This is a genomic window from Erythrobacter sp. (assembly GCF_035194505.1).
Classification (GTDB): Bacteria; Pseudomonadota; Alphaproteobacteria; order Sphingomonadales; family Sphingomonadaceae; genus Erythrobacter.
Window position 1 is genome coordinate 1267837 of the sequence record NZ_CP136573.1, and the last position, 11982, is coordinate 1279818.

Annotated in this window: 10 protein-coding genes; 2 read left to right on the plus strand and 8 right to left on the minus strand. The window is 66.3% G+C overall.

Going from position 1 to position 11982, the window contains the following annotated elements:
- The first annotated feature begins 21 nt into the window (after positions 1 to 21).
- Complete coding sequence (locus RSE14_RS06355) at positions 22 to 2766, plus strand: TonB-dependent receptor domain-containing protein (protein ID WP_324076396.1); 2745 nt, start codon at positions 22 to 24, stop codon at positions 2764 to 2766.
- A gap of 136 nt (positions 2767 to 2902) precedes the next feature.
- On the opposite strand, the gene RSE14_RS06360 is transcribed toward RSE14_RS06355, so the two are convergent.
- From RSE14_RS06360 to RSE14_RS06395, 8 genes are all read right to left on the minus strand, one after another.
- Positions 2903 to 3577, minus strand: coding sequence for a response regulator transcription factor (locus RSE14_RS06360; protein ID WP_324076844.1), 675 nt, complete (start codon positions 3575 to 3577; stop codon positions 2903 to 2905).
- Between the two features lie 111 nt (positions 3578 to 3688).
- Entirely contained in the window at positions 3689 to 4708 is a 1020-nt protein-coding gene (locus RSE14_RS06365; RefSeq protein WP_324076399.1) for an aldo/keto reductase, read from the minus strand.
- A gap of 14 nt (positions 4709 to 4722) precedes the next feature.
- Entirely contained in the window at positions 4723 to 5463 is a 741-nt protein-coding gene (locus RSE14_RS06370; RefSeq protein WP_324076401.1) for an SDR family NAD(P)-dependent oxidoreductase, read from the minus strand.
- Between the two features lie 21 nt (positions 5464 to 5484).
- Complete coding sequence (locus RSE14_RS06375; protein ID WP_324076403.1) at positions 5485 to 6627, minus strand: acyl-CoA dehydrogenase family protein; 1143 nt, start codon at positions 6625 to 6627, stop codon at positions 5485 to 5487.
- Positions 6628 to 6716: 89 nt separating this feature from the next.
- Positions 6717 to 7085: a hypothetical protein gene (locus RSE14_RS06380; protein WP_324076405.1), complete on the minus strand. Its 369-nt coding sequence runs from the start codon at positions 7083 to 7085 to the stop codon at positions 6717 to 6719.
- A gap of 82 nt (positions 7086 to 7167) precedes the next feature.
- Complete coding sequence (locus RSE14_RS06385) at positions 7168 to 7983, minus strand: ferredoxin--NADP reductase (protein WP_324076407.1); 816 nt, start codon at positions 7981 to 7983, stop codon at positions 7168 to 7170.
- Positions 7984 to 8115: 132 nt separating this feature from the next.
- The gene (locus tag RSE14_RS06390) at positions 8116 to 9159 is read right to left on the minus strand and encodes a Fe(3+) ABC transporter substrate-binding protein (protein ID WP_324076408.1); all 1044 of its coding nucleotides are present in this window, start codon (positions 9157 to 9159) and stop codon (positions 8116 to 8118) included.
- A 65-nt stretch (positions 9160 to 9224) separates the two neighbouring features.
- Positions 9225 to 10244 (minus strand): ABC transporter ATP-binding protein, encoded by a 1020-nt coding sequence (locus RSE14_RS06395; protein ID WP_324076409.1) that lies wholly within the window; start codon positions 10242 to 10244, stop codon positions 9225 to 9227.
- Positions 10245 to 10279: 35 nt separating this feature from the next.
- On the opposite strand from RSE14_RS06395, the gene RSE14_RS06400 reads away from it, so the two are divergent.
- Positions 10280 to 11956, plus strand: coding sequence for an ABC transporter permease (locus tag RSE14_RS06400; protein WP_324076411.1), 1677 nt, complete (start codon positions 10280 to 10282; stop codon positions 11954 to 11956).
- Positions 11957 to 11982: the final 26 nt, after the last annotated feature.

The window sequence follows — 11982 nt, forward strand, 5'->3', positions numbered from 1 at the left end:
TTTAAAAGAGGGTTCTCACCTATGTCGACCGGCAAGCGCCTGGCAGGCCTGCTGCTTTTCACCACCGCGCTCACCATGCCGTCCGTGCTTGCAGCACAGGACGCAGGCAGCGAGCCGGCCCCCGAGGAGCAGGCCACGGAGCAGACCGACGCGCCCGCCGAGGAGACCCCGCCGGAAGAAGAGCTCCAGCAGTCCGACATTTCGGTGCCGGGCGGCGGCATCATCGTCACCGGTCGCCGCAGCCGTGATCCGGCGCGCAATTCCGGCCAGGTGCTGACCGTGCTCTCCGAAGCCGATATCGCCCGCACCGGCGAAGGCGATATTGCCGGCGCGCTCGGCCGGGTGAGCGGGTTGTCGCTGGTCGGCAATGGCCGCGTCTTCGTGCGCGGCCTCGGCGATCGCTACTCTCTCGCGCTGCTCAACGGCCTGCCGCTTCCCAGCCCCGAACCGCTGAGCCGCGTCGTCCCGCTCGACATCTTCCCGACCAGCGTGATCTCCTCCAGCCTCGTGCAGAAGACCTATTCGGCCAACTTCCCGGGCGAATTCGGCGGCGGGGTGATCAACCTCACCACCAAGGCGATCCCGACCGAGGATTTCCTCACCATCTCCATCGGCTCCAGCGGCGATACCGAGACCACCTTCCAGAACGGGTTGACCTATTTCGGCAGCGATCTGGACAGCTTCGGCTTCGACAACGGCAACCGCGATATCCCGACCGCGCTGCAAGGCCTGATCGCCAGCGGCACGCGCATCAATGATGCGCCGGCTGCGGTGCAACGCCAGCTGGCCGGGCAGATCCTGCCGACCAATCTGGTGACGCTCCAGAAGAACAACGTGCTGCCCGCCAACTTCTCCGCCAACCTCACTGGCGGCGCCTCGATTGAGGTGGGCGACGGCAATTACCTTGGCCTGATTGCCACGGCCGGGATCACCAACACCTGGCGCAACCGCAATGTCACCAGCCAGCAGTTCGGCGATGCGCAGGCGGGCCAGATCCTGTTCGATTCGCAGAACTTCATCACCGACAACAAGGTGCTGGTGAACGCGATGATCGGGATCGGCCTCGATATCGGCGAGCACACTGTCCGCTGGACCAATCTCTACATCCGCGACACCCTCAAGACCGCGCGTCTCGCCACCGGCACCGACGCCTTCACCGATGTCGCGCGCCCGTTCGATTTCCAGACCCAGCAGACCGGCTGGTTCGAACGCCAGCTGATGGATTCGCAGATCGTTGCCGAGTTCAACTTCGACTCCTTCGAGATCGATCTGCGCGGCGGCTATGCCCAGACCGACCGCGAGGCGCCCTACAACGCGATCGTGCCCTATATCCGCACCAACATCCCCAATGATCCCTTCGGCAGCGAATTCGTGGTCGACGTGGGCGCGCTGGTGGGCGGGACCGAGCGCATCCAGGTCGGCTTTGAAGAGCTGACCGAAAAGCTGTGGTTCGGCGGCGCGGACGTGTCTTACGAAGTGGCCGACAACCTGACGCTGACGGCGGGCTATTCCTATTCGGACACCGCGCGCCGTTCGATCTCCTTCATCATCCGTCCGCTGATCAGCTCCTCGGCCGAATTCACCACCGCCCTGCGCGCGCTGGGCCTGCGTCGTCCGGGCGACATCATCAACGGATCGACCCTTGCGACCGGCATCATTCCGCCCGGCACCACTGCGCAGCCCTTCTTCAACATTACCGTTTCCGATCCCACCCCCTTCCCGGTGTTCGACGCCGCGCTGACGGTGCACGCCGGATACCTGATGGGCCGCTACCAGCCGACCGACACGCTCACGCTGGAAACCGGTGTGCGTTACGAAGACGGCCTTCAGGTCGCCGCGCCCGATCCGACTTTCGGCGGGGGCAACCTCGCCAACCCGACCCGCATCGCCAACGACTATTTCCTGCCCTCGGCAACGGTGACATGGCAGGCGATGGATGATCTGCAACTGCGCCTCTCGGCCTCGCAGACCATCGCCCGCCCGCAGTTCCGCGAGCTGGTGGAGCAGACCTATTTCGATCCGGAATCGAACCGCCGCTTCCGCGGGAACCCGTTCCTTCAGGACAGCGAGCTGATCAATGCCGAAGCGCGGCTCGAATATTACCTCGGGGGCCCTCGCAAGGTGAGCCTCGCGGGCTTCTTCAAGTCGATCGACAACCCGATCGAGAACTTCCTGATCACCGCGCCGGGGATCATCGAGACAAGCTATGCCAACGCCCCCAAGGCCGAGCTTTACGGGGCCGAGCTGGACGTTTCCTACGGCATTGACCTCGCCGACTGGGGCAGCTTCTTCGAGACCAAGCAGTTCCTGATCCTCGCCAACTACACCTACACCCAGTCGAGCATTTCGGTGGGTGCGGGCGATCTGGCGCCGATCCCGGGTGCTGTCGGCCAGCCGGCGAGCCAGCTGTTCGATGACGGCGCGCCGCTGGTGGGCCAGTCGGACCACGTCGCCAACCTGTCGCTGGGGATCGAGGACACCGAAAAGGTGCAGCAGTTCACCGTGCTGTTCAACTATGCGAGCGAGCGTGTGACCCTGCGCGGAGGGGCGCTGCCCGATGTGGTCGAGGCTCCGGGCCTGACGGTCGATCTGGTCGCCCGCAGCGAGCTGAAGCTGGCCGGTATTCCGCTGGAGCTGAGCCTTGAGGCGCGCAACATCTTCGGGCGCGACAATTTCGAGTTCCAGGAAGTGAACGGCAACCGCGCCGAGCTCAACACCTTCGATGTCGGCACGAGCTTCGCGATCGGGTTGAAGGCGAGTTTCTGACCAACCGGGAGAGGCTCCGGTCTCTCCCGAACCCGTCACCCCGTGCCAGACACGGGGTTAGGCTCCTTTTTTGGGTCGCAGTCCGGAAGAAGGCCGAGCCCCGTGTCACGCACGGGGCGACGAGGCATCTCACCTCTCAACCCAGATCGAAGACATATCCCAAGGAGCGCACGGTGCGCAGCGGGTTGCCGCCGCCTGCCGCCTTGATCGCGCGGCGCAACCGGCCGACCCATACGTCGACGGTGCGCTCGTCGATGGCCGGTTCGCGCTTGCCGAGGCCGCTGATCAGATCCTCGCGGGTGAGCACGCGGTTGGGGTTTTCGGCAAAGAAGCGCAGCAGACGGAATTCGTTGGGACGCAGCACAATCGGCTCGCCCGCCCAGCGCGCCTGCAATGCAGCCATGTCGATCGTCAAGGCGCCCGCCTCGAAGCGGCGGGTGGCGTGGCGCTCGGCCCCGCGCGATTGCAGCGCCAGCACCCGGTCGAGCACCGCGGTGCGCGAGAGCGGCCCGACCAGATAGTCATCCGCCCCGGCCCGCAGCGCGCGGCGGCGATCCTCGGCATCGTCCTCTTCCAGCACCATCGTGACATGGGCATCGGCGGTGCGCGGATCGGCGCGCAGGCGGCGGCACATCTCGAGCCCCGAGATGGTCGGCATCACCCAGTCGACAAAGGCCCACATCGGCCCTTCCACCAACCGGCGCGGGCCATCAGGGCCCAGCTTGTCGAAGGTGAAGCGCCGATCATCATGCACGAAATCATCAAGGCTTTCGCCAAGTTCGCTGGTCAGGAAGATATTGACGACGTCCATCGTGGCCCCGCACAGTTGCAAGGACAGGAGTGGCGCAAGCATGTGACGCGCTTGTGACTAAATCACATGCGAATGTAACATTCGGTTGCTGGTGGTGCAGCCCCCCCGCCCCTACCTCACACTTACCTTGTCCATCGCGGGCATCGGCATCCCCATGCCGGTCGGGAACTTGGGGCGATAGGGCGCTTCGAGCGCGCCCACTTCCTCTGCCGTCAGCGCGATATCGAGCGCGCGCACCGCGTCGGCGATGTGCTGCGGACGGGTCGCGCCGATGATCGGGGCGGTGACTTCGGGCTTGGTGAAATGCCATGCGAGGCCAAGGCTCGCCATCGCCTCCCCGCGTGCGGCGGCCAGCTGCGCAAGCTGGTCAACCACAGCGCGATCCGCCGCGTCCTCGGGCTTGTAGAGCACCTTGCCCACGACATCGCTTTCCGAGCGCACCGAGGTCTCGCCCCATGGCCGCGTCAGCCGTCCGCGCGCGAGCGGGCTCCACGGGATGACCCCCACGCCCTCCACCGCGCACAGCGGCAGCATCTCGCGCTCTTCCTCGCGGTAGAGCAGGTTCAATTGGTTCTGCATGGAGATGAACCGCGTCCAGCCATTCGTGCGCGCGGTCTCCTGGGCGCGGGCGAACTGCCATGCATACATCGAAGACGCGCCGATATAGCGCGCCTTGCCCGCCTTCACGATGTCGTGGAGCGCCTCCATGGTCTCCTCGATGGGCGTGTTGTCGTCCCAGCGGTGGATCTGGAACAGATCGACATGGTCCATGCCCAGCCGCGTCAGGCTGTCGTCGATCGCGGCGAACAGCGCCTTCCGCGAAAGCCCGCCGCAATTGGGGGCGTTGCGCCACACGCCGAAAGCCTTGGTGGCGACCACGATCTCGTCACGCTGCGCCATCTCCTTGAGCAGCTTGCCGGTGATCTCCTCCGAGGTGCCGCCCGAATAGATGTTGGCCGTGTCGAAAAAATTGATCCCCGCCTCCAGCGCCTCGCGGAAGAACGGGCGCGCGGCGTCCTCGTCCAGCAGCCAGTCGCCGTGCCAGCCCTTGGAGGTGTCGCCATAGGACATGCAGCCAAGGCACAGGCGCGAGACAGTGAGGCCGGAGCGGCCGAGGCGGGTGAATTGCATCGCGGGTGCTTCCTTCAGGAGAGGGTGAGGCCGCCGTCCACCACCAGCGTCTGGCCGGTGATGTAGGCCGAAAGCGGCGAGGCGAGGAACAGCGCCGCGCCGGCCATGTCCTCGGGCGTACCCATCCGGCGCAGGGGGATCTTCCTGAGGGACGCTTCGAGGCGTTCGGGGTGATCGGTGGTCACGCTCGTCAGCTTGGTCGGCACAAGGCCCGGAGCGATGCCGTTGACGCGGATGCCGTCGCGCGCCCAGGCCTCGCCCAGCGTCTTGGTCAGGCTCGCCGCGCCCGCCTTCGATGCCGCATAGGCGGGCGTGCCGATGGTCGATTTGAACGCCGCCACGCTGGAGACGATGATGATCGCGCCCTTGGCTGCGCTCAGTGCGGGGTGGAATGCGCGGGCGGCATCCATCACCGAATTGAGGTTGATGTCGACCACCTGATCCCACCCATCGCGGGTGAATTCCTGCCGGCCATAGCGCACCGTGCCCTGGCAAAGCACCAGCACATCCACCGCGCCTAGCACCCCCGCCAGCCGGTCCACCGCCGAGCGGTCGGTGAGGTCAAGCTGGCAGTAATCGAGGCCGGTGAAGTCGCTGTCCTCGGCTTCGAGATAATCGCCTGCATCGGGCCGTGTGCCGGTGACAGTGACGCTTGCGCCGCGCAGGCGGAACCCGTGCGCGATGCCATTGCCGATCCCGCTCGACCCGCCGATGACGAGCACGCGTTTGCCGGTAAAGTCGAGCGGTTCGGTCATGTCAGGACCCTCCCAAGGCACTTAGATCGAGCGCGAGATCACTTCCTTCATGATCTCGTTCGTGCCGCCGAAGATGCGCGTCACGCGCGCATCGCGCCACAGGCGGGCGATGGCGTATTCGTTCATGTAGCCCGCCCCGCCGTGGAGTTGCAGCGACACGTCGCAGGCTTCCCACTGGAGATCGGTGTGCCACAGCTTGGCCGCGCTCGCCTCGTCGGTGGTGAGCTCGCCCGCGAGGTGCTTCCTGATCGCCCAGTCGAGATGCGCCCAGCCCACCTGCAGCTTGGCCTTGAGGTCCGCGAGCGTGAACTTGGTATTCTGGAATTCGAACACGGTCTTGCCGAAAGCCGCGCGCTCCTTGGTGAACTTCACCGCCTCGTCAAACGCGCGCTGCGCCGCCGCCTGCGCGCCGACCGCGATGCTGAGGCGCTCCTGCGGCAGTTCCTCCATCAGGTGCACGAAGCCCATGCCTTCCGCGCCGAGGATGTTGGTCATCGGCACGCGGCAGTCGTTGAAGAACAGCTCCGAGGTGTCGGCGGAATGCTGCCCGATCTTGTCGAGATTGCGTCCGCGCTCGAAGCCGGGGGTATCGGCGTCCACGAGGACAAGGCTGATGCCCTTGGCCCCGCGCTCGGGATCGGTCTTGGCGACCACGATCACCACGTCGGCGTTCTGGCCGTTGGTGATGTAGGTTTTCGAGCCGTTGATGACGAGGTGGTTGCCGTCCTTCTTCGCCGTGGTGCGGATGCCCTGAAGGTCGGAGCCGGCGCCGGGTTCGGTCATGGCGATCGCGGTGATGATGTCGCCGGTCACCATGCCGGGCATATATTTGGCGCGCTGTTCGGGGGTGCCGAGGCGCTCGAAATAGTTGGCGGTGATATCCGATTGCAGCGTGAAGCCCGCCGCCGAGCCGAGGTAGGAGAGTTCCTCGGCGACAATGCAGTTGAACCCGAAATCGAGGCCCAAGCCGCCGTTTTCTTCCTTCACGGTGGGGCACAGGAGCCCCGCCTCGCCCACGGCCTTCCACACATCGCGCGGCACGATGCCGTTGGCTTCATGCTCGTCGAGGTTCGGCGTCAGGTGTTCGGCAAAGACCTTGCGGACAGTGTCGCGGAAGGCCTCGTGGTCTTCATTATAGGCGGTGCGATAGGAGGTCGCGAGCATGGGGGGTTCTCTCCGAGGCAAATGGGTTTTGATTTGCCACGATTGAACAGCGCCGCTCGCCAAGGGTCAAGCGCGAAAGTGGGGAGAGGTCAGGAGCGGCTGCACACCACCAGCACGTGCAGCGCCTTGCCGTCCTCGGTCAGCACCGGAGTGGCCATGCCGTTGGGCAGATCCTTCAGCACCGGCCGCAATTGCGGGGGCAGTTCGGTCGCGTGAACAAAGGTCTTGCGCTCCACCTTCGCGCCCAGCGCCTTGCCCAGTTTCACCGCCTCCCCGCAGGAATTGATCGCCATGGTGCGGGACTGGAATTCCTCGATCGGAACCGCGCTGGCAGCGACCGAGAGTTGCACGAGGTTGTAATCGGGAAGCGAGGAGACGCGCTCCTCCTGCGCAAGCGCGGCTGCGGGGATCAATGCGCCAGCGAAAGCGGCGATAGCGGGCAGGACATGATCGGGCACGGCAGTCTCCCTGTTGCCGGGAAAAGACTGCCGCCGCGATACTGAACCACTTGTGAATGCAGCGGAAAGCTCCGCCGCAGGCTTACCCCACAAACGCGCGTTCGATGACGAACTGGCCGGGCTTGTTGTTCGCGCCCTCGGTAAAGCCGCGCTGCTCCAGATCGGCGGCGTGGTCCTTGATCATCGCCATCGAGCCGCACAGCATCACGCGGTCTTCATCGGGCACGAAGTGCTGCGGGCCCTTTGACTGTTCGAACAGGCGGCCATCGTCGATCAGCTGCTGGATGCGGCCTTGCGTGCGGAAGGGCTCGCGGGTGACGGTCGGCACGTAGATCATCCGCGCGCGGTCTTCATCCTCGAGCAGCGGGTCGCCTTCGAGCTTGCTTTCAAGCAGCTCGCGATAGGCTAGTTCCGCGACGTTGCGCACGGAATGGACGACGATCACTTCCTCGAACATCCCGTAGACCTCGGGATCGCGCACGAGGCTCATGAAGGGCGCAAGGCCGGTGCCGGTCGAGAGCATGAACAGCCGCTTGCCCGGCAGCAGCGCGTCGGTGACGAGCGTGCCGGTCGGCTTCTTGCCGAGATAGATCGGATCGCCGACCTGAATGTGCTGGAGCCGCGAGGTGAGCGGGCCGTCCTGCACCTTGATCGAGAGGAACTCCAGCTCCTCCTCATAGCTCGGCGAAGCGACCGAATAGGCGCGCAGCAGCGGCTTGCCGTTGTCGCCCGGCAGGCCGATCATCACGAACTCGCCCGAGCGGAAGCGGAAGCTCGCCGGGCGCGTCATCTTGAGCGTGAACAGCCCCTCGCACCAGTGGTGCACATAGGTGATCGTCTCGACAGAGAGCGCCGCGCTTTCAGTGAACTGGTCGCGGGTCGGGGCGGTGTTGGTCAAGAGAGGCCTCGGATACAGGTGTGCGCCGGCCAGAAGCGGCCCGCAGGATCGGGGCGCAAATGGACGAACACCGCGCCCCCTTCAAGACAGTTTAGTGATAAGGCCTGAAAGCGCGCCTTGATGGAGCGCAAATCAGTTCCAGCCCGCGCGGTTGAAAATCGTCACGGCTTGCGGCTGGCCCTTGCCGATTTCGGCGGCGCTGAGGGTGTCGGCCTTGAAGCTGCCGAGCGCCTCGACCGCCGAGGTCGCAGCGACGCCCTTGGCGGTGGGATATTCGTTGTTGCCGCCTGCAAGCAGCTGCTGGGCCGTGTCGGAGGCGAGGTATTCGAGGAACTTCACCGCATTGGCGCGGTTGGGCGAGGACTTCACCACGCCCGCCCCGCTCATGTTGACATGGGCGCCGGTGGTCGCCTGATTGGGGAAGATGATCCCGACGCCGTCCAGCACCTTGCGCTTCTCTCCGCTGGCGAAACGGGCGAGGTAATAGGTGTTGACCAGCGAGATGTCGCATTCGCCGGCGGCTACGGCCTCGATGTTCGACATGTCATTGCCCTGCGGCGGGCGCGCGAAATTGGCGACCAAGCCCTTGGCCCAGCTTTCGGCCTTGGCCGCGCCGTCATGGGCGATGATGCTGGAGAGCAGCGCGATATTGTAGACGCTGGAGGAGGAGCGCATGCAGATGCGGCCCTTGAATTCCGGCTTGGCGAGGTCTTCGTAAGTGGCAAGGCCCGCAGGCTGTCCCTTGGCCTTGTTGTAGATGATGATCCGCGCCCGCGTGGTGAGCGCGAACCAGCGGTTCTTGGGATCGCGCAGGTGGGCGGGGATGCGCTCTTGCAGCACAGGCGAATCCACCTCGGCAAGGATCCCGGCCTCCTCGGCCCGCGCGAGGCGTCCGGCATCGACCGTCACAAAGACATCGGCGGGGCTGAATTCGCCCTCGGCCGCGATGCGTTCGATCAGGGCGTCGGCATCGGCCTCGATGCGGTTGACCTTGATCCCCGTGGTCTTGGTGAAGTCCTCGTAGAGCGCCAGATCGGTGTCGTAGTGACGCGCGGTATAGACATTGACCTCGCCCGCATCGGTCGGCGCTGCGCCGTCACCCTCCGCCCCTTCTGAGCAGGCGGCAAGCCCGCCAAGGCTGGCACAGGCGGCAAGGGCGAGGAGCAGTTTCTTCATGACTTTCGCGAATCCTGATAGCAAGTTGCGAATGACTTGCAATATTATCTGGCGATGCGCAAGTGCTAGCCTTGGGCAAACACCTTGAGGCTGCCCTTCCTCGGGGCGATGCGGTAGCGGCTGGCGGGGTTGACCGGCGCGGCGCTCTCGGCGGTGATCTCGCTGCCGTCCGCCGCCACCAGCACCACCCGCACGGCGGGGCCAATCGCGTGGCAATCGCGCACCCGCAGCCCTTGCGGGTCCTCGGCGAGATCGAGCGCATCGGCATGAACCAGCAGATCATAGGCGGCGGCTTCCGGCACAGCCGCAGCGGCACAATCGGCGCTCCACAGCCCGAAAGCCGTCATAAAGCCGCCCTCGCCGCGCGTGCCAGAGATGACCTGCGCCCCTCCGAACATCGCGCCCACCGCCGCGCTGGCAGGGGCATCGTGAAGCTCGCTGGGGGTTGCAAACTGGACGATCCGTCCCGCCTCCATCACCGCGATCCGGTCGGCAATATCGAGGGCCTCGGCCGGATCATGGGTGACGAGCACCGTGGTCGCGCCGCGTTCGCGCAGGATGATGCGGCAATCACGGCGCAGCTTGCGGCGCAGCACGATGTCGACGCTGGCGAAGGGCTCGTCCATCAGGAGCACCTGCGGCCCCGGCGCCATCGCCCGGGCGAGCGCGGCGCGCTGTTGCTGCCCGCCCGAAAGCTGGTGCGGATAGCGCGCGCCCAGCCCCGCAAGGCCGACCTGCGCCAGCCAGCCCTCGGCCTCGCCAGCGCGGGCCTTGGGCAGGCCGAAGGCGATATTCTGTGCAATCGTCATATGCGGAAACAGCGCGCCGTCCTGAAACACCAGCCCCACGGGGCGCGCTTCGGGCGGAGGGCTGTGACGGGCATCGGCCAGCACTGTGCCGTTCAGCAATATCTCGCCCTGCTGCACCGTGAGCAGCCCCGCCGCGAGGCCAAGCAGAGTTGACTTCCCGCAACCCGACGCGCCAAGCAGGCAGGTGATCTCTCCTGCCGGCGCGTGGAAGCTGATGTCCTCCAGCGCCCGGACCTGACCATAGCCGTGGGCAATATGACGAAATTCGAGGCTCAATCCTGGTTCCTGCCCTTCGCATCCGGCGTGCGCCGGTGAGCCGCCTTAGGCAATTTGCAGGCAGCTCGGCAAGCGGCGGCGCAGGGGCGCTGAGCCGCTGGAGCCTTGGCGCGCTGGCAATTGCCGCGCTGGCGGGCCTGCCGATCGCCGCGATCGGCTGGTCGGCGCTGGGCGGAGGCGGGGGTTCGGGCGCGGCGCTCGGCGATCTCGCCCGCACCGTGCTGCCCGCCTATATCGCCAACACCGCGCTCCTCATGGTGCTCGCAGGCGCAGTCGCGGGCGTGATCGGCACGGGCTGTGCATGGCTGATCGCGGCGACCCGCTTTCCCGGGCGCAATATCCTGAGCTGGGCGCTGGTGCTGCCGCTGGCGCTGCCCGCCTACATCGCCGCCTATGTCTATGCCGACATGCTCGACTATGCCGGGCCGGTGCAAAGCGCGCTGCGGGACGCGACCGGCTGGGGCGTCCATGACTATGCCCTGCCCGATATCCGCTCGCTGGGCGGCGGGGCGCTGGTGTTCGGGCTGGTGCTCTATCCTTACGTCTACCTCATGGCGCGCACCGCCTTTGCGACCCAGAGCCTTGCCCAGTTCCGCGCCGCGCGCAGCCTTGGCGCGAGGCCTTGGCGCGCCTTTCGCGAGGTGGCCCTGCCCGCCGCGCGCCCGGCCATCGCGGGGGGCCTTGCGCTGGTGCTGATGGAGGTGCTCGCGGACTTCGGTGTGGCCGAGTATTTCGCCATCCCCACCTTCTCGACCGGCATCTTCCGCAGCTGGCTGGCGATGGGGGACAAGCCTGCCGCGCTCAAGCTTGCCGGCGTCATGCTGCTCTTCGTCATCGCGCTGGTGGCGCTCGAGGCGGCCACCCGGCGCGGGCGCACCGACAGCCGCGACGGCCTCGCCCAAAGCCGTGAGGCGGAGCCGCTGGTGGCACTCTCGCCGCTGGGCAAGGCGCTCGCCCTTGTCGCCTGCCTTGTGCCGGTGGCGCTCGGCTTCCTGCTGCCCGCCTTCTACCTGATGACGCTGGCCGCCAGTCCCGAAGCGCAAGGCGCGGCGGGCGATCTGGCGACCTATGCGGGCGGCAGTCTGCGGCTGGGGCTGATGACGGCGAGCCTGTGCCTTGTCGCCGCGCTCCTCCTCGCCTTTGCCCGCGCAAGATCCGGTGCGGGGCTGACGGCCGGCGCGATCCGGCTGGCGACCCTGGGCTATGCGCTGCCCGGCGCGCTTCTGGCGGTGGGCCTCTTGGCACCGCTCGGCGCTTTCGACGTCACCCTCACCCGCTTTGCCCGCGATCAGCTGGGCTGGAGCGGCGGGCTGCTGCTCACCGGCACCTCGGCGATCCTCGTCTATGCGCTCGGCGTGCGCTTCCTGACGGTCGCCTACAACTCCGTCACCGGAGGGCTTTCGCGCATTCCGCCGGGGCTCGATTCGGCGGCGCGCAGCCTTGGCGCGGGGCCGGGCCGTGTGCTGGCAAAGATCTATGCCCCGCTGCTCGCCCCCAGCCTTGCAGGGGCCGCCGCGCTGGTGTTCATCGACACCCTGCGCGAACTGCCCGCGACCCTGATCCTGCGCCCCTTCAACCTCGAAACCCTTGCCACCCGCACCTATCGCCTCGCCAGCGACGAGCGACTGATCGAAGCATCGATCCCGGCGCTGATCCTGCTCGCGGCGGGGCTGCTCCCGGTGCTGGTGTTGAATAGGCTGGGGAAGAGATAGCTACCCTCCGTTCGTGTCGAGCGCAG

Excerpts from the sequence above, each read along its gene's own strand:
- RSE14_RS06355 (WP_324076396.1), top strand. The coding sequence starts at position 22 with ATGTCGACCGGCAAGCGCCTGGCAGGCCTGCTGCTTTTCACCACCGCG.
- RSE14_RS06360 (WP_324076844.1), bottom strand. The coding sequence starts at position 3,577 with ATGGACGTCGTCAATATCTTCCTGACCAGCGAACTTGGCGAAAGCCTT.
- RSE14_RS06365 (WP_324076399.1), bottom strand. The coding sequence starts at position 4,708 with ATGCAATTCACCCGCCTCGGCCGCTCCGGCCTCACTGTCTCGCGCCTG.
- RSE14_RS06370 (WP_324076401.1), bottom strand. The coding sequence starts at position 5,463 with ATGACCGAACCGCTCGACTTTACCGGCAAACGCGTGCTCGTCATCGGC.
- RSE14_RS06375 (WP_324076403.1), bottom strand. The coding sequence starts at position 6,627 with ATGCTCGCGACCTCCTATCGCACCGCCTATAATGAAGACCACGAGGCC.
- RSE14_RS06390 (WP_324076408.1), bottom strand. The coding sequence starts at position 9,159 with ATGAAGAAACTGCTCCTCGCCCTTGCCGCCTGTGCCAGCCTTGGCGGG.